A 16466-nucleotide genomic window follows, 5' to 3' on the forward strand; every position below is an offset into this window, starting at 1 on the left:
TCCTTGCCGTCATCGTCCACCTTCAAGGAATGCCGGCGTGCGCGGGCACCATCGACTCCTTTACCTTTCGCTGCTGCTCACGCGCTTCGCGGATCAGGTCCTGCTGTTCACCGTGCCGCTCGTGGTATTCAAGCTTTCCGGGAGCGCGGCCTGGTCGGGCATCGCGTTCTTTTGTGAAGCGCTGCCGCGCTTCGCCGCGTTTCCGGTTTGCGGGGCGCTTTGCGATCGCGTATCCACGCTCAAGCTGATTCGCTGGAGCCAGCATTGGCGTTCATTTGTTTGCGTGGGCGGCGTGGCCGGTTATGCCCTGCACGGCAGCCTCGCCTGGCTCATCGTCATTTCGGCGGCGGCGGGCGTGCTCACGACGCAAGGCAGCATGGCCCGCGAGGCCATGCTGCCGCACATCTTCCACGGCGATAGCTACCGCAAGAGCCTCTCGTACACGCAGATCGCCGATCAACTGGGCACCGTGCTCGGACCGCTCGCCGCCGCCGGCCTGCTCGATATCTCGCGCTGGGAGTACGTGGTGCTGGCCGCCGCCGCGATCTTCATCGTGTCCGAGGTGGCGTTTTCGCGCTGGACGCGCGCGCAAACGCTGCCCGACTCCGTTTCCACACAGGCGCCGGGCGGCAAGCTCGGGCTCGAACCTTATCGCATTGCCTTCGCGCATATCGTCGCGATACCGGGCCTTCTGGAGTTGGTCTGTCTTGCGGCGGGCGTGAATCTGGTCGTCGGCGTTACGCTTGCGACATCGGCGGCCATGTTCACGGGCGTGTATGCCCAGACGGCTTCGTCTTACGCGCTGCTGCAAGTCGCGGGCTCGATCGCGACGGTCGTTGTGCTGATGTTCGTTGCCCATGTGAAGCTGCCCGCGAGAGTGTCGGGCGCGGCTTCCTATTTGCTGATCGTGCTCGGCGGGCTGCTGACCGGGTGGGTCTCGTGGCCTTTTGTTTATGTCGCGGGCTTTGTCGCGGTCATCGGCTTCGACAAGATGTTCAGCGTATTCATGCGCGGCGCGCGGCAGCGGCTCATTCCCGCCGAGGACTTCGGCAAGACGGTCGGTCTGATCGCACTACTGAACAATCTGACTCAGCCGCTTGCCGGTCTCGTTGTCGGGCTGTTCGCGACTCGCCTTGGGGCGGGCCACGTCATTCTCATACTCACTCTGGGCATGGCCGTGATCGGTGTCGCGCTGATTGCGTTTCGCGGCCGGCGCGCGGCGTGGATGGCGAGCATCGAAGAGGCGTAGCCACGCCTCTCGTCGACTTATTGCCCGAACCCCGTCAATCCAATCAGACTTCCCGCGCCAAGCAGCCATAGCGGGTGAATCTTCGTGCGAAACGCGAGCACGGCGCACACGCCGGTAATCGCCCACGCGATCCACGAAGGATCGGAAGCCTTCGCGATCAGCACGGCGCTCGCGGCCACGAGGCCCGCTGTCACCGGGACGAGCCCCTTCTGCGCGATGCGCCGCCACGGGCGGTCCTTGAAGCGATCCCACGCATGCAGCGCCGCGATCGTCACGAGCGACGAAGGCCCGAACTTCGCGATCGACGTGACGAGCATGCCCGCCCAGCCGGCCACGTGCCAGCCCACCAGCGTCACGATCATCATGTTCGGGCCAGGCGCGGCCTGGGCGAGCGCGAAGAGGGCGCTGAACTCGCTCGCGGGCATCCAGTGGTGCACTTCGACCACCTGGCGCTGCATCTCGGGCAGGATCGTATTGCCGCCGCCGAACGCGAGCAGCGAGAGCTGGCTGAAGATCGAAGCGAGCGCAATGAGCGTGTCGTTCATCGGGCGGCTCCTTCCTTGCGCGCGGCGCGAGCCGCAAGCGCGATGCCAATGGGCGTGAGCACGAGCATGGTCGTCAGAAGCGGCGTGCGCAACACGGCGATCGCCACGAAGCCCAGTGCGGCGACAACCAGCGCCGCCGGGTCGCGCCGCAGCGGCAGCACGATCTTCACGGCCATCGAAACGAGCAGGCCGGCGGCCGCCGCGGCAAGCCCGACGAACAGATGCTGGACGTGTGGATCGTTCTGCGTGCGCTCGTACAGCACGCCAAGCCCGATCACGACGAGCGACGGACCCGCGATCAGGCCGAGGATGCCGGCGAGCGCACCGCGCCAGCCCTGAAAGCGCATGCCGAGCGCAACCGAAAGATTGATGACGTTGCCGCCGGGCAAAAACTGGCACAAGCCGAGCAGATCGGTGAATTCGCCGGCGGAAAGCCAGCGCCGCTGTTCGACAATGGTGCGCCGCGCCAATGGGAGCGCGCCGCCGAACGAGGTGAAGCCGAGACCGAGAAAACCGAAGAAGAGATCGCGTACGCTGGGCGTGATGAGGTCGGCGTGCGCGCCGGATTCGGCGGCAACGGGCGGGGAAGTGACGTGTTTCATTGGAATGGGGACCTCTGAGGCAAGCTCCGAGGGTAAGCGCAAACGCGCGCGCGGCAAAACGATTTTTAAGGCGGCCTCTTGTGATCTACACTCACAAGCATGGCACGTACTCTTCCTCCCTTTCCCGCGCTGCGCGCGTTCGAAGCCGCCGCGCGGTACAACAGCTTCTCCGCTGCGGCGGGCGAGCTCAATGTGACTCACGGTGCCATCAGCCGCCAGGTGGCGGCACTCGAAGCGTGGGTCGGCGTGCAGGTGTTTCACCGGCATGGCAAGCGGGTTGCGCTGACCGAGGACGGGCGGCGCTACCTCGCCGCCGTGCAGTCGGCGTTCGACGACATCGCGCGCGCAACGGAACAACTGCGCGACACGGGTGTGGTTCATGTGCTGCGCGTGAACGCACTTCCCACGTTTGCGATGAAGTGGCTGCTGCCGCGGCTCTCGCAGTTTCAGCGGCTCGCGCCGAACGTGGAGCTGCGGCTGGCCACCTCGAATGCGCCCGTCGAGCGGCTGGAAGGCTTCGACGTGGCCGTGCGGCGCGGTCCGGCGCACTGGCCCGATTGCGAGGCGGGGCACTTTCTCGACGAGACGGAATTGCCGGTGTGCAGCCCGGCGCTTCTCAAGCGCGCGCCGATCCAGCAGGCAAGCGATCTTGCGCGCCACGTGCTGCTGCATTCCGATACGCGGCCCGATGCGTGGCGCACCTGGCTCGCGGCCGCGGGCGTGAAGGCCAAATGCAGGAAGAAGCAGTCGTTCGACCACTTCTATCTGGCCTTGCAGGCCGCCGTGGATGGTCTTGGCGTAGCGCTCGGCCCGCTGCCGCTGCTCGACGACGAGCTTGCGTCGGGGCGCCTCGTCGCGCCGCTCGCGGGGCCGCATCTCGATGCGCGTGGTTACTGGTGGGTGGCGCGCCGCGAAGTGGCGCAGGCGCCGCTCGTCGCGCAGTTTTGCCGCTGGCTGGAGGAGCAGGCGATAGGGCGGCCGCCGCACGGTGCGCCCGGCGCACCTGGCGTGCCTGCAAGCCTGGAGAAAGCGTGAGGAAGACGGGGGCGGGCGCAGGTGCTACGCAGGCCGGTGCAAAAGGCCTGTGCAGACGCCGCGCCCTGGGGGCTATCGTGCCCCGAGCCGAACGTCAGAGGTAGAACATCCGGTCGTCGTCGGAGTCCGCGTCGCGGTCGCGTCGCGCCGGATGCTCCTTGGTGGATTCCTCGCCTGCGTCCGCATCTTCGTAGAACTTGAGGACGGCTTCGAGCACCTGGTCCGGGTCGTCGATCACCTGCATCAAGTCCATGTCTTCGGGATTGATGAGACCCATGGGCACGAGCGCCGAGCGGAACCAGTCGAGCAGGCCCTTCCAGAATACGGAGCCCACGAGAATAATGGGCACGTGACGCGACTTCTTGGTCTGGATGAGCGTGAGCACTTCGGCCAGTTCGTCGAGCGTGCCGAAGCCGCCGGGCATGACGATCACGGCGTCCGAGTTCTTCACGAACGTGACCTTGCGCGTGAAGAAATGGCGGAAGCGCAGCGAGATGTCCTGCCACTGGTTGCCCGACTGCTCGTGCGGCAACTCGATGTTCAGGCCCACCGAAGGCGACTTGCCCGCATGCGCGCCCTGGTTCGCGGCCTCCATGATGCCGGGACCGCCGCCGGAGATCACGGCGAAGCCCGCGTCCGACACTTTTCGAGCGATCGTGGTGGCGAGCTGGTAATACTCCGACTCCGGTTTCAGGCGTGCGGAGCCATAGATGCTGACCGCCGGCCGGATCTCGGACAGGTACTCGGTCGCCTCGATAAACTCTGCCATAATCGTGAACATCTGCCACGATGCGCGCGCCTTCTTGGCCGTTGCGCGCTCTTGATCTGCGAGTGAACGCAGACTCGGAATCACTTTTCTCTTGTCCATAATGCCTGAAGACCTACGCGTGGATACAAAGCTACAGCAACAAAATGAGCTGGAAGGTAAGACCCTGTTGCTGGTCGACGGTTCTAGCTATCTCTATCGTGCCTTCCATGCGATGCCGGATTTGCGCGGTCCCGACGGCGAACCGACTGGCGCGCTATACGGCATCATCAACATGCTGCGTCGCATGCGCAAGGACGTTACGGCAGAGTATAGCGCGTGCGTGTTCGATGCAAAGGGCAAGACGTTTCGTGACGACTGGTATCCCGAGTACAAGGCGAACCGGCCTTCCATGCCCGAGCCGCTGGCGGCGCAAATCGAGCCCATCCACGTGGCCGTGCGCGCGCTCGGCTGGCCGCTCCTGATGATCGAAGGCGTGGAGGCCGACGACGTGATCGGCACGCTCGCGCGCGAGGCCGAGAAGCGCGGCATGAAGGTCATCGTTTCCACGGGCGACAAGGACCTCGCGCAGCTCGTGACCGACCACGTCACGCTCATCAACACGATGACGAATGAAACGCTCGATCGCGAAGGCGTGATCGCGAAGTTCGGCGTGCCGCCGGAGCGCATCATCGATTATCTCTCGCTCATCGGCGACACCGTCGACAACGTGCCGGGCGTGAACAAGTGCGGCCCGAAAACGGCGGTGAAGTGGCTCACGCAATACGATTCGCTCGACGGCGTGATCGCGCATGCGGACGAGATCAAGGGCGCCGTGGGCGGTTACCTGCGCGACGCGCTCGACTTCCTGCCGATGGCCAGAAAGCTCGTGACGGTCGAAACCGCGTGCGATCTCGCGCCGCATATCGAATCGATCGGGGCGTCGCTCGCGACGCGCCCGGAAGCGCCCGAAGAACTGCGCGATATCTTCGCGCGCCACGGCTTCAAGACCTGGCTGCGTGAAGTCAACGAGGCGGCGCAGCAGAGCGAGACCGTGCCCGCAACGACTGCCGGCAATGCGCCCGAGCAAGACGCGAACGTGCAGCCCGCGCTGTTCGTCGACGCGCCGCGCCACTACGAAACCATCCAGACGTGGGAGCAGTTCGACGCGTGGCTCAAGAAGATCGAAGCCGCCGAGCTCACCGCGTTCGACACCGAGACCACGGCGCTCGACCCGATGGTCGCAAGGCTCGTCGGCATGTCGTTTTCGACGGAGCCGGGCGTGGCCGCTTATTTGCCGCTCGCGCATCGCGGGCCTGACGCGCCCGACCAGTTGCCGCTCGACGACGTGCTCGCGCGCCTGAAGCCGTGGCTCGAAAGCGAGCAGCACAAGAAGGTCGGCCAGCACATGAAGTACGACGAGCAGGTGCTCGCGAACTACGGCATCGAGCTGAACGGCGTGGAGCACGACACGATGCTCGAATCGTATGTGCTCGAATCGCATCGCAGCCACGACATGGACAGCCTCGCGCTGCGCCATCTCGGCATCAAGACGATCAAGTACGAAGAGGTGGCGGGCAAGGGCGCGCAGCAGATCGGCTTCGACCAGGTCGCGCTCGACAAGGCCGCCGAATACGCAGCCGAAGACGCCGACGTCACGCTGCAACTGCATCGCGCGCTCTATCCGCAGATCGCGCCGGAGAAGGGCCTCGACTACGTGTATCGCAGCATCGAGCTGCCGACCTCGCGTGTGCTGCGCAAGATGGAGCGCAACGGCGTGCTGATCGACACGGAGCGGCTCGAGAAGCAAAGCGCCGAGATCGCGGTGCGCCTGGTCGAACTCGAACAGGGCGCGTATGCGCTCGCGGGCGGCGAATTCAATCTCGGCTCGCCCAAGCAGATCGGCCAGATCTTCTTCGAGAAGCTGCAACTGCCGGTGGTGAAGAAAACGCCGAGCGGCGCGCCTTCCACCGACGAAGAGGTGCTGCAAAAGCTCGCCGAAGACTATCCGTTGCCGAAGCTCCTGCTCGAACATCGCGGCCTTGCCAAGCTCAAGTCCACGTACACGGACAAGCTGCCGCGCATGGTCAACGCGCAAACGGGCCGCGTGCACACGAACTACGCGCAGGCCGTGGCGGTCACGGGGCGTCTTGCGTCGAACGATCCGAATCTCCAGAACATTCCCGTGCGCACGGGCGAAGGCCGGCGCATTCGCGAGGCCTTTATCGCGCCGGCGGGCCACAAGATCGTCTCGGCCGATTATTCGCAGATCGAACTGCGCATCATGGCGCATATCTCGGGCGACGAATCGCTGCTCGCGGCGTTCGCGCGCGGCGACGACATTCACCGCGCCACGGCCGCCGAGGTGTTCGGCGTGACGGCGCTCGAAGTGAGCAACGACCAGCGCCGCATCGCGAAGGTCATCAACTTCGGCCTGATTTACGGCATGAGCGCGTTTGGGCTCGCGTCGAATCTCGGCATCACGCGCGACGCGGCGAAGCTTTATATCGACCGTTATTTCGCGCGTTATCCGGGCGTGGCGCGCTACATGGACGAAACGCGCATGGACGCGAAGTCGCGCGGCTATGTCGAGACCGTGTTCGGCCGCCGCCTGTGGCTGCCCGAGATCAACGGGGGCAACGGCCCGCGCCGCCAGGCGGCCGAGCGTGCCGCCATCAACGCGCCGATGCAGGGCACGGCCGCGGATCTCATCAAGCTTTCGATGATCGCGGTGCAGACGTGGCTCGACGAACGCAAGATCGGCACGAAGATGATCATGCAGGTGCACGATGAACTGGTGCTCGAAGTGCCCGACGCCGAGCTTGCCGAAGTGCGCAAGCGCCTGCCCGAACTGATGTGTTCGGTGGCGCAGCTCAAGGTGCCGCTCGTGGCCGAAGTGGGCGTGGGCGAGAACTGGGAAGAAGCCCACTGATGTTCCGCTTCTGCGCAACGAAGCTCTACTAAGCACATACTGAATGCGCCTTGCCGTAGCAAAGCCGTAACTGCGCGCGCGACATTAGGCAAGCCTCGCGTGCGAGATGTCGCGAATGCGCGCCGCGAGGGTTGCCGCCGCGCGCTCCGTCAGCCGACAATGAATCGAGGGCCGGTGCATCGCACGGGATGTTGTCGATGCATCGGCCTTTCCATCGCCTTTCGACATGCACGGAGAGTCTATGCATCGCTTTATCGTTGTGGGAGGAGGCGCAGGCGGGCTGGAGCTGGCGACACGGCTCGGCGACCGTTACGGCGAAGCGCGCGCGAAGCGGGGTAAGCCGCAAGCGGCATCGGTCACGCTGGTCGACCGCTACCCGACGCATATCTGGAAACCGCTCCTGCACGAAGTCGCGGCGGGCAGCATGGACCCGTTCACGCATCAGCTCGAATATCCGGCGCAGGCGCGCTGGCACGGCTTCGAGTTTCAGCAGGGCGAACTGACCGGTCTCGATCGCACGGCGAAGCGCATCACGCTCGGGCGCGTGCTCGACGACGACGGTGCGGAAATGTTGCCCGAGCGCGTGCTCGAATACGACACGCTCGTGCTCGCGATCGGCAGCACGACGCACTTTTTCGGCGTGCCGGGCGCGGCTGAGAATTCCATCGCGCTCGATACCGTCGAGCAGGCCGAGCGCTTTCGCAAGCGTCTGATTGCCGCGTGCATACGTGCCGAACATCAGGCGCCCGAAAGAGTCGCGGCGGAGGTGACGGCAGACGACCTCGCGCCCGCCATGAACGCCGGCGCTGAGCCGCGCGTGCAGGTGGCGATCATCGGCGCAGGCGCGACGGGCGTCGAGCTTTCCGCTGAACTGCGCAACACCGCGCAGGTGCTGTCGGCCTATGGACTGCACAAGCTCGACCCGCGGCATGACGTGGGCATCGTGCTGATCGAGGCGGGCCCGCGCATTCTGCCTGCGTTGCCCGAGCGTGTTTCTTCGGCAACGGGCGAGCTGCTTCAGAAGCTCGGCGTGAAGCTGCTGACGAGCGAACGCGTGACCGAAGTGGCGCCTGGCGTCGTGCGTACCGCGAGCGGCAAGAACCTGCGCGCGGACCTCACCGTGTGGGCCGCGGGCATCACCGCGCCCGCCGTGCTGGCGCGGCTCGACGGCCTCACCGTCAACAAGCTCGGCCAGTTGATCGTGCGCCGCACGCTGCAAACGGAAGTCGACGACAACATCTTCGCGCTCGGCGATTGCGCGGCCTGCGAATGGCCGGGCCACGAGCGCGGTGTGCCGCCGCGCGCGCAGGCCGCGCATCAGCAGGCCACTTTCCTGTTCAAGTCGCTCGGCAATCTGCTTGTGGGCAAGCCGCTGGAGGAGTTCACCTATCGCGACTTCGGCTCGCTGGTGTCGCTCGGCCACTTCAGCGCGGTCGGCAATCTGATGGGCGGGCTGATCGGCGGGAATATGCTGATCGAAGGACTGTTTGCACGTTTCATGTACATGTCGCTGTACCGGCTGCACATCGCGGCGCTGCATGGCTACGCGCGCATGGTGCTCGATACCTTCGCGCACTGGCTGCGCCGCACGACGCTGCCGCGTGTGAAGCTGCACTAGCAGCCGCATTGAGCGGCGCTTGCGCCCAGGGGCGCGGCGCTATGCTGCCTGTTTCCGCTGTTTGACGTTTGAGGAGCGCTGCATGCTGAAACCCGAAGTCGATAGCCTCGTCCCGCACGTGCCGTTCAACCGGCGCACGTTCATCAAGGCCGCGCTCGGCAGCGGATTCGCCGCTGCCGTGCTGCCGGTCTCCGCGCAAACCATCCACACCGATAGCGAAGGTCTCGAAGCCGGCGAGATCGGCTTCCAGTCGGGCGGCACGCTCATCCCGGCGTATCGCGCGCAGCCGCGCGGCAAGACGCACTTGCCGGTCATCATCGTGATTCACGAGATTTTCGGCGTGCACGAGCATATCGCCGACGTATGCCGCCGCTTTGCGAAGCTCGGCTATCTGGCCATCGCGCCGGACTTCTTCGTGCGCCAGGGCGACGCCTCGGTGTACCCGACGATCCAGCAGATCAACGAGAACATCGCGAGCAAGGTGCCCGACGCCCAGGTGATGGGCGACCTCGACGCGGCCATCGCGTGGGCGGGCGAGCACGGCGGCGACACGAAGCGCGTGGGCGTCAACGGGTTTTGCTGGGGCGGGCGCTATGCGTGGCTCTACGCGGAGCACAACCCGCATATCAAGGCGGCCGTGGTGTGGTATGGGCGCGTGGCGGGCGAGCACACGGCGAACGCGCCGAGCAATCCGCTCGATCTAGCGAACACCTTGCAGGTGCCCGTGCTCGCGATGTACGGCTTGCAGGACCAGAGCATCCCGCAGGACACGCTGGCGCAGATGAAAGCCGCCATCGCGCAAGCTCCGCAGGGCGGGCGCGGCTCGCAGATCGTCGTGTACGACGATGCGGGGCACGCATTCTTTGCGGACTACCGGCCGAGCTACCGCAAGGCCGACGCGCAAGACGGCTGGAAGCGCGCGATTGCGTGGTTCAAGGAGCACGGCGTCGCGTGACGCCGTGCTCCGGCCTGCGCCTTAAGGATTCGGGCCCGTGGCGACCGGCCGCGACGGGTCGGCGCACCATTCGCTCCACGAGCCGGGATACAGCGCCGCGCCGTGCAGGCCGGCAATCTCCATCGCGAGTGCGTTGTGGCAGGCGGTCACGCCCGAGCCGCATTGCAGGACCACGTGCTCGGGCGTCGTGCCCGGCAGCACGGCCGTGAAGTCTTCGCGCAGCGTGTGCGCCGACTTGAAGCGGCCGTCCGGCGTGAGGTTGTCCTGATAGAAGCGGTTGCGCGCGCCCGGAATGTGGCCGCCCACCGGATCGATCGTTTCGTTTTCGCCGCGATAGCGGTCGGCGGCGCGTGCGTCGACGACCGTGAGATCGTGCGTGGTGAGATTGCGCACGAGCGCCTGCGCATCCACGGTCACCTGCAACGGCGCACCGGCCTTGAAGGTGCCGCGCGCGGGCGCGGGCACGTCGCGCACGAGCGGGAAGCCGGCCGCCTCCCAGGCTTGCAGGCCGCCGTCGAGCACCGCCACCGAGTCGTGGCCGAGCCAGCGCAGCAGCCACCACAGGCGCGCGGCGTACGCGCCGCCCTGCGCGTCGTAGGTCACGACCTGCTGGCCTTCGTTGAGCCCGCGCAACGAGAGCGTGGCGACGAGCGCGGCGCGGTCGGGCAGAGGATGGCGGCCGTTCTTGCCCGTCTTCGGCCCGGAGAGGTCGCGATCCAGATGCAGGTATTGGGCGCCGGGCAAATGTCCGGCCGCGTAGGCGTTTTCGCCCGCGGCGGGGTTGCCGAGATCGAAGCGGCAGTCGAACACGAGTACGCTGCCGGGAGCGGCGCTCAGGCGTTCGTGCAGATTGGCGGCGGAGATCAGCGTGGTGTAGTGCGTGTGAGGCATGACGGCTCCTTGGATCGTGCGAGGCCGGCATGTGCATGCGCTGCGGCCCGATGCCGTCAGTCTAAACAAAAAGACGGGCCTAAGCCCGTCTTTCCGTGATGCGTTCGCATGGCCCCCGGCTCGCGTCAGCCGGGCGTCAGATCGGTCCCAACTCGCGGCGCAGGAACTCGTGGAAGTGCTGCATGCCGTCTTCCATCGGGCTCTGGTACGGGCCGACTTCCGAAACGCCGCGCTCGAAGAGGGCACGACGGCCGGCGTCCATGCGCTCGGCGATCTCGTCGTCTTCGACGGCCGTTTCCATATAGGCGGCGCGTTCGGCCTCGACGAACTCGCGCTCGAACAGCGTGATTTCCTCGGGGTAATAGAACTCGACGATGTTCGTCGTCTTCTGCGTGCCCTGCGGAATGAGCCAGGACACCACGAGCACGTGCGGATACCACTCGATCATGAGATTCGGGTAGTACACCATCCAGATCGCGCCGAACTCGGGCGGCACGCCGTTACGGAAGCGCAGGACCTCGTCGTGCCACTTGCGGTAGGTCGGGCTACCCGGCTTGCCGAGGTGATTGTGCACGCCGACCGTCTGCACGCTGTACCACTCGCCGAACTCCCACTGGAGGTCGTCGCACGACACGAAGTTGCCGAGGCCAGGGTGGAACGGCACGACGTGATAGTCTTCCAGATAGACCTCGATGAAGGTCTTCCAGTTGTAGTTGCACTCGTGAACCTCGACGTGATCGAACATATAGTCCGTAAAGTCGAGGTGTTTGGCCGGCCCAAGGCGTGCGAGATCGCGCGCGACGTCGCGGCCCGCCGACTCGAACAGCAGGCCGTTCCACTTTTGCAGCGGCGAGTTGTTGAGGTTCAGGCAGGGCTTGTCCGCGAAATGCGGCGCGCCGAGCAGTTCGCCCTTGAGGTCGTAGGTCCAGCGATGCAGCGGACATACAATGTTGTCTGCCGTGCCGCGACCGTTTAGCATGATGGCCTGGCGGTGGCGGCAGACGTTCGAGAGCAGTTCGATCTCGTCGCTCTTGTTGCGAACGAGCACGCGGCCCTCTTTCTCGCCAGGCAGCGCAAAATAATTCCCCGCCTCGGGCACCATGAGCTCGTGGCCGACGTAGCGAGGACCTTTCTGGAAAAGCGTGTCGATTTCGCGCTTGAGTAGCGCTTCGTCAAAATAAGCGGTGACTGGCAGCTGGCTATGGACGGACTTCAGCTGCAATGCATTGCTCAGATTGGACATTCCCACTCCCGATGAAGACGTGAAAGCAGTGAACAACCCAACCATCGAAGATTCGATTTAGGGAGCCGGCGATTATACCCGGTTACCCCGTCATGGGGTAGCTAAGTGACTGATTTTTGCCAAAATTACACCGGCTAGACGGCGGGAAGCGCAGAAATATGAGACAAATGGCCGGGTAATCGAGATAAGCACGGGATAAGCGCGGGACAGGTGCGGGCCCTGTGCGAGCCCCGCGCAAGCGTTCTGGAACCGATTTGCGTTGGCCTCTGCTGTGTGGTCGAGAGGGCACACGAGCCGGCGAGCGGGTCGAAAAGGGTGCTTTTGCCGTAGAATGTCCGCCTTGTTTCATTCTGGCGACGACTCATGGCGAAATCCGCAACGAAAGACCGCGCTGGCGCGGACGAAAACGCGGGCAACCCGGCAGGGGGCGAAGCCCTGCCTGAGAGCTACGAGGCGGCGCTCGCGGAACTCGACGGGCTGGTCGCGCGCATGGAAGGCGGCAGCCTGAGTCTCGAAGAGTCGCTCGCGGCTTATCGCCGCGGCGCGGCGCTGGTGCGTTTTTGCCAGCAGCAGCTCGAAAAGGTTGAACAACAGGTGCGCGTGCTCGACGGCGAGACGCTGCGGCCCGTGCCCCTCAATACGACAGACTCCGCAGCGGGCGGAGACGACGATCTATGACATTTGACCAATGGACCCGGCAGGTGCTCGACCGGGTCGAAAGCGCGCTCGATCACTATTTGCCGGCTGCCAACGTGCTGCCGGCGCCGCTGCATGACGCCATGCGTTATGCCGTGCTCGGCGGCGGCAAGCGCGTGCGGCCGCTCCTGTGCCACGCGGCGGGCGAACTCACGAACGCCACCCCCGAAGCGCTCGACGCGGCGGCCTGTGCACTGGAGATGATCCACGTGTACTCGCTCGTGCACGACGACATGCCTTGCATGGACGACGACGACATGCGTCGCGGCAAGCCCACCGTACACGTCAAATATGACGAACCGACGGCGCTGCTGGTCGGCGACGCGCTGCAATCGCAGGCTTTCGTCACGCTGACGTCCGATGCCCTCGAAGCCGTGCGCCAGGCGCCGCTCGTGCGCGAACTCGCGCTGGCGAGCGGCTCGGTCGGCATGGCCGGCGGCCAGGCCATCGACCTGGCAAGCGTGGGCCATTCGCTCACGCGCGAGCAACTCGAAACGATGCACCGCCTGAAGACCGGCGCGCTCCTGCGCGCCTCGGTCCGCATGGGTGCGCTGGCGGGCGAAACGCCCTCCGCAGACACGCTCGCCGCGCTGGACAAGTACGCGGCGGCCGTGGGCCTCGCCTTCCAGGTGGTGGACGACATTCTCGACGTCACCGCCGACTCGGCGACGCTCGGCAAGACCGCGGGCAAGGACGCGAAGGACGGCAAGCCGACCTACGTGTCGATCATCGGTCTTGACGCCTCGCGTGCTTTGGCGCAGCAGCTGCGCGCCGACGCCCACGCGGCGCTCGAACCGTTCGGCGCACGCGCGCAGCGCCTTGCCGAACTCGCTGACCTGGTGGTGAACCGGGTGAGCTGACCGCGCAACCCGCCCACGCGCATGAAACGTGAGTAATGTGCAGAACAAGTGCGGGTGCGCCAGTTTTCCTACAATGGAACGACGATGTACGACTTGCTGAAAACCATTGACGACCCGGCGGATTTGCGCCGCCTCGATCGCCGCCAGTTGCAACCGCTTGCCGACGAACTGCGTGCCTTCGTTCTCGAAAGCGTCTCGCAAACGGGCGGCCACCTGTCGTCCAACCTCGGTACGGTCGAACTGACGATCGCGCTGCACTACGTGTTCGACACGCCGCGCGACCGCATCGTCTGGGACGTGGGTCATCAGACCTATCCGCACAAGATCCTGACGGGCCGCCGCGACCAGATGCCGACGCTGCGTCAGCTCGGCGGCATCTCGGGCTTCCCGAAACGCGACGAGTCGCCGTACGACACGTTCGGCACCGCCCACTCGAGCACGTCGATCTCGGCGGCGCTCGGCATGGCCGTCGCGAGCAAGCTCAAGGGCGACAACGCCATGGGCATCGCCGTGATCGGCGACGGTGCGATGACGGCCGGCATGGCCTTCGAAGCGCTGAACAACGGCGGCGTCGAAGACGACGTGCCGCTGCTCGTGATCCTCAACGACAACGACATGTCGATTTCGCCGCCGGTTGGCGCGCTCAATCGCCATCTCGCGCGCCTCATGTCGGGCCGCTTCTACGCCGCCGCCCGTGCGGGCGTGGAGCGCGTGCTGCGCCATGCACCGCCGGTGCTCGACCTCGCGCGCAAGCTCGAAGAACACGCGAAGGGCATGATCGTGCCGGCCACGTTGTTCGAGGAATTCGGCTTCAACTACATCGGGCCGATCGACGGCCACGATCTGGATTCGCTCATCCCGACGCTGCAAAACATCAAGGAACTGCGCGGTCCGCAATTCCTGCACGTCGTGACGAAGAAAGGCCAGGGCTACAAGCTCGCCGAAGCCGACCCGGTCCTGTACCACGGTCCCGGCAAGTTCAACCCGGCCGAAGGCATCAAGCCGTCCGCCACGCCCGCCAAGAAGACCTACACGCAAGTGTTCGGCGAATGGCTGTGCGACGCCGCCGAACTCGACTCGCGTGTGATCGGCATCACGCCGGCCATGCGTGAAGGCTCGGGCATGGTGGAGTTCGAAAAGCGCTTCCCGGACCGCTACTACGACGTCGGCATTGCCGAGCAGCACGCGGTGACGTTCGCGGGCGGTATTGCGGCCGAGGGCTTGAAGCCCGTGGTCGCGATCTACTCGACCTTCCTGCAACGTGCGTATGACCAGTTGATCCACGACGTGGCGTTGCAGAACCTGCCGGTCGTGTTCGCGATCGACCGCGCGGGCCTCGTCGGCGCGGACGGCGCGACGCACGCGGGCGCCTACGACCTCGCGTTCATGCGCTGCATCCCGAACATGATGGTGATGGCGGCGTCCGACGAAAACGAATGCCGCCAGATGCTCTACACGGCGCTCCAGCAGGACTGCCCGACGGCCGTGCGCTACCCGCGCGGCGCGGGCACGGGCGTGGCGACCGTCAAGCAGATGGCCGCGCTGCCGGTGGGCAAGGGCGAAGTGCGTCGCGAAAGCAATGCGCCGGCAGGCAGCCGCATCGCGATTCTCGCGTTCGGCACGATGGTTGCGCCGTCGCTCAAGGCCGCCGAGGAACTGGACGCCACCGTGGCGAACATGCGCTTCGTGAAGCCGATCGACGCCGAACTCGTGAAGCAGCTTGCCGAAACCCACGACTATCTCGTGACCGTCGAGGAAGGCTGCATCATGGGCGGCGCGGGTTCGGCCTGCGTGGAAACCCTGCTTGAAAGTGGGGTTATCAAGCCCGTACTACAATTGGGCCTTCCCGACCGTTTCATCGACCACGGCGACCCGGCAAAGCTGCTGGCGGGCGTGGGTCTCGATGCGGCAGGGATTGCGAAGTCCATTCGCGAGCGCTTCCTCGAACGCACGGCGAACGCATCCGGCAAGTCGGTGATGCGCGTCGCTTAACGCGGACCAGCGCATCGCGGTACGGCTGGCCGGGGCCAAGTGCCCGCAGGCGAGCCGCGACTGCCCACTTCACATTTGAACCGGCGGGCGGGTTTCGTACCCGGCTTGCCGTTTGCAAGCGCCGGCTCATGCCGGCGTTTGCCATTTGCGCGCCGCATTCGGCGCGGCTTGAGGATAAGAACATGAATCAGATGAACCCGGCCTTCGTGATGCCGGACGTCCAGAGTTCCGTCGATACCCGTCAGATCGTGATCCAGCGCGTGGGCGTGAAGGCCGTGCGCCATCCGCTCACCGTGAAGACGGGCGCGGGCGACGTCCAGCCGAGCGTCGGCACGTGGAACCTCGACGTTCATCTGCCGGCCGACCAGAAGGGCACGCACATGTCGCGCTTCGTCGCGCTGCTCGAAGAGAACAAGGCGCCGCTCGAGCCCGCCACGTTCCGCGCCATGCTGGCCGCGATGCTCGCGAAGCTCGAGTCGCAGGCGGGCCGTATCGAGGTGACGTTCCCGTACTTCGTGAAGAAGGTCGCGCCGGTGTCGGGCGTGGAAAGTCTGCTGGACTACGAAGTGACGCTCAAGGGCGACGTGCTCAACGGCCAGACGCGCCTGTTCCTCAAGGTGCTCGTGCCGGTGACGAGCCTGTGCCCGTGCTCGAAGAAGATCTCGCAGTACGGCGCGCACAACCAGCGTTCGCATGTGACGATGGACGTCGAGTTCGAAGGCGATCTGCCGGTGGAGCACCTCATTCGCATTGCCGAGGAAGAGGCGTCGTGCGAACTGTGGGGCCTGCTCAAGCGTCCGGACGAGAAGTTCGTGACCGAGCGCGCGTATGAGAATCCGAAGTTCGTGGAAGACCTCGTGCGCGACGTGGCCGTGCGCCTGAACGCGGACGCTCGCGTGATCGCCTATACGCTCGAAGCCGAGAACTTCGAGTCGATTCACAATCACAGCGCCTATGCCGTGATCGACCACGACAAGCGCGTGGCGGGCTGACACCCGAACCAACCTGCCCCGATCCGATATTCACGCGGATCGCGGTAGACCAGCATTGCCTGGTTATCCTGACATTATTTTCTTGTGCATCTGCTGTACATCCTGTCAGGC

Annotated in this window: 14 protein-coding genes; 9 read left to right on the top strand and 5 right to left on the bottom strand. The window is 65.3% G+C overall.

The features are described 5' to 3' along the window. Positions 1-37: 37 nt before the first annotated feature. Entirely contained in the window at positions 38-1249 is a 1212-nt protein-coding gene (locus C7402_RS04280) for an MFS transporter (RefSeq protein ID WP_116609730.1), read from the top strand. A gap of 17 nt (positions 1250-1266) precedes the next feature. Here C7402_RS04280 and C7402_RS04285 read toward each other — a convergent pair whose 3' ends face one another. Both C7402_RS04285 and C7402_RS04290 read right to left on the bottom strand, forming a co-directional pair. Further along, a complete protein-coding gene (locus C7402_RS04285) occupies positions 1267-1794 on the bottom strand; it encodes a chromate transporter (protein ID WP_112169695.1) in 528 nt (175 codons plus the stop codon). Continuing rightward, on the bottom strand, positions 1791-2396 hold the full coding sequence (locus C7402_RS04290) for a chromate transporter (protein WP_116609731.1): 606 nt from the start codon (positions 2394-2396) through the stop codon (positions 1791-1793). The genes C7402_RS04285 and C7402_RS04290 overlap by 4 nt, the downstream gene beginning before the upstream one ends. 99 nt (positions 2397-2495) lie before the next feature. On the opposite strand from C7402_RS04290, the gene C7402_RS04295 reads away from it, so the two are divergent. Continuing rightward, complete coding sequence (locus tag C7402_RS04295) at positions 2496-3431, top strand: transcriptional regulator GcvA (RefSeq protein WP_116609732.1); 936 nt, start codon at positions 2496-2498, stop codon at positions 3429-3431. 94 nt (positions 3432-3525) lie between these two features. Here C7402_RS04295 and C7402_RS04300 read toward each other — a convergent pair whose 3' ends face one another. Beyond that, a complete protein-coding gene (locus tag C7402_RS04300; protein ID WP_112169692.1) occupies positions 3526-4299 on the bottom strand; it encodes an LOG family protein in 774 nt (257 codons plus the stop codon). 112 nt (positions 4300-4411) lie between these two features. Between C7402_RS04300 and polA the strand changes: the two genes are divergently transcribed. From polA to C7402_RS04315, 3 genes are all read left to right on the top strand, one after another. Beyond that, positions 4412-7108 carry a DNA polymerase I gene (polA, locus tag C7402_RS04305; RefSeq protein WP_341869228.1) on the top strand — a complete coding sequence of 899 codons (2697 nt, stop codon included), beginning with the start codon at positions 4412-4414 and terminating at the stop codon, positions 7106-7108. A 241-nt stretch (positions 7109-7349) separates the two neighbouring features. After that, positions 7350-8726, top strand: coding sequence for an NAD(P)/FAD-dependent oxidoreductase (locus tag C7402_RS04310; protein WP_116609734.1), 1377 nt, complete (start codon positions 7350-7352; stop codon positions 8724-8726). Between the two features lie 82 nt (positions 8727-8808). Next, positions 8809-9681: a dienelactone hydrolase family protein gene (locus C7402_RS04315; protein WP_116609735.1), complete on the top strand. Its 873-nt coding sequence runs from the start codon at positions 8809-8811 to the stop codon at positions 9679-9681. Positions 9682-9702: 21 nt separating this feature from the next. Here the strand turns inward: C7402_RS04315 and C7402_RS04320 are convergent, their stop codons facing one another. Continuing rightward, entirely contained in the window at positions 9703-10572 is an 870-nt protein-coding gene (locus C7402_RS04320) for a sulfurtransferase (protein ID WP_112169688.1), read from the bottom strand. Between the two features lie 136 nt (positions 10573-10708). Continuing rightward, a complete protein-coding gene (locus tag C7402_RS04325) occupies positions 10709-11815 on the bottom strand; it encodes an aromatic ring-hydroxylating oxygenase subunit alpha (RefSeq protein ID WP_112169687.1) in 1107 nt (368 codons plus the stop codon). A gap of 363 nt (positions 11816-12178) precedes the next feature. Between C7402_RS04325 and C7402_RS04330 the strand changes: the two genes are divergently transcribed. The 4 genes from C7402_RS04330 to folE2 all read left to right on the top strand — a co-directional run bounded on the left by C7402_RS04330 (position 12179) and on the right by folE2 (position 16355). Then, complete coding sequence (locus tag C7402_RS04330; protein WP_112169686.1) at positions 12179-12493, top strand: exodeoxyribonuclease VII small subunit; 315 nt, start codon at positions 12179-12181, stop codon at positions 12491-12493. Beyond that, positions 12490-13371: a polyprenyl synthetase family protein gene (locus C7402_RS04335; protein WP_112169685.1), complete on the top strand. Its 882-nt coding sequence runs from the start codon at positions 12490-12492 to the stop codon at positions 13369-13371. The genes C7402_RS04330 and C7402_RS04335 overlap by 4 nt, the downstream gene beginning before the upstream one ends. Before the next feature lie 84 nt (positions 13372-13455). Beyond that, positions 13456-15363, top strand: coding sequence for a 1-deoxy-D-xylulose-5-phosphate synthase (dxs, locus tag C7402_RS04340; protein WP_116609736.1), 1908 nt, complete (start codon positions 13456-13458; stop codon positions 15361-15363). Positions 15364-15545: 182 nt separating this feature from the next. Then, the gene (gene folE2 / locus C7402_RS04345) at positions 15546-16355 is read left to right on the top strand and encodes a GTP cyclohydrolase FolE2 (RefSeq protein WP_116610064.1); all 810 of its coding nucleotides are present in this window, start codon (positions 15546-15548) and stop codon (positions 16353-16355) included. Positions 16356-16466 lie beyond the last annotated feature (111 nt).

Source organism: Paraburkholderia unamae (assembly GCF_003096875.1).
In the GTDB taxonomy this organism is placed as follows: Bacteria; Pseudomonadota; Gammaproteobacteria; order Burkholderiales; family Burkholderiaceae; genus Paraburkholderia; species Paraburkholderia unamae.

What these genes read in the sequence shown, in the direction of transcription:
- C7402_RS04290 (WP_116609731.1), bottom strand. Translation starts at nt 2,396, where the DNA reads ATGAAACACGTCACTTCCCCGCCCGTTGCCGCCGAATCCGGCGCGCAC.
- C7402_RS04335 (WP_112169685.1), top strand. Translation starts at nt 12,490, where the DNA reads ATGACATTTGACCAATGGACCCGGCAGGTGCTCGACCGGGTCGAAAGC.
- polA (WP_341869228.1), top strand. Translation starts at nt 4,412, where the DNA reads ATGCCGGATTTGCGCGGTCCCGACGGCGAACCGACTGGCGCGCTATAC.
- C7402_RS04310 (WP_116609734.1), top strand. Translation starts at nt 7,350, where the DNA reads ATGCATCGCTTTATCGTTGTGGGAGGAGGCGCAGGCGGGCTGGAGCTG.
- C7402_RS04320 (WP_112169688.1), bottom strand. Translation starts at nt 10,572, where the DNA reads ATGCCTCACACGCACTACACCACGCTGATCTCCGCCGCCAATCTGCAC.
- C7402_RS04295 (WP_116609732.1), top strand. Translation starts at nt 2,496, where the DNA reads ATGGCACGTACTCTTCCTCCCTTTCCCGCGCTGCGCGCGTTCGAAGCC.
- folE2 (WP_116610064.1), top strand. Translation starts at nt 15,546, where the DNA reads ATGAATCAGATGAACCCGGCCTTCGTGATGCCGGACGTCCAGAGTTCC.
- C7402_RS04315 (WP_116609735.1), top strand. Translation starts at nt 8,809, where the DNA reads ATGCTGAAACCCGAAGTCGATAGCCTCGTCCCGCACGTGCCGTTCAAC.
- C7402_RS04330 (WP_112169686.1), top strand. Translation starts at nt 12,179, where the DNA reads ATGGCGAAATCCGCAACGAAAGACCGCGCTGGCGCGGACGAAAACGCG.
- C7402_RS04285 (WP_112169695.1), bottom strand. Translation starts at nt 1,794, where the DNA reads ATGAACGACACGCTCATTGCGCTCGCTTCGATCTTCAGCCAGCTCTCG.
- dxs (WP_116609736.1), top strand. Translation starts at nt 13,456, where the DNA reads ATGTACGACTTGCTGAAAACCATTGACGACCCGGCGGATTTGCGCCGC.
- C7402_RS04300 (WP_112169692.1), bottom strand. Translation starts at nt 4,299, where the DNA reads ATGGACAAGAGAAAAGTGATTCCGAGTCTGCGTTCACTCGCAGATCAA.
- C7402_RS04325 (WP_112169687.1), bottom strand. Translation starts at nt 11,815, where the DNA reads ATGTCCAATCTGAGCAATGCATTGCAGCTGAAGTCCGTCCATAGCCAG.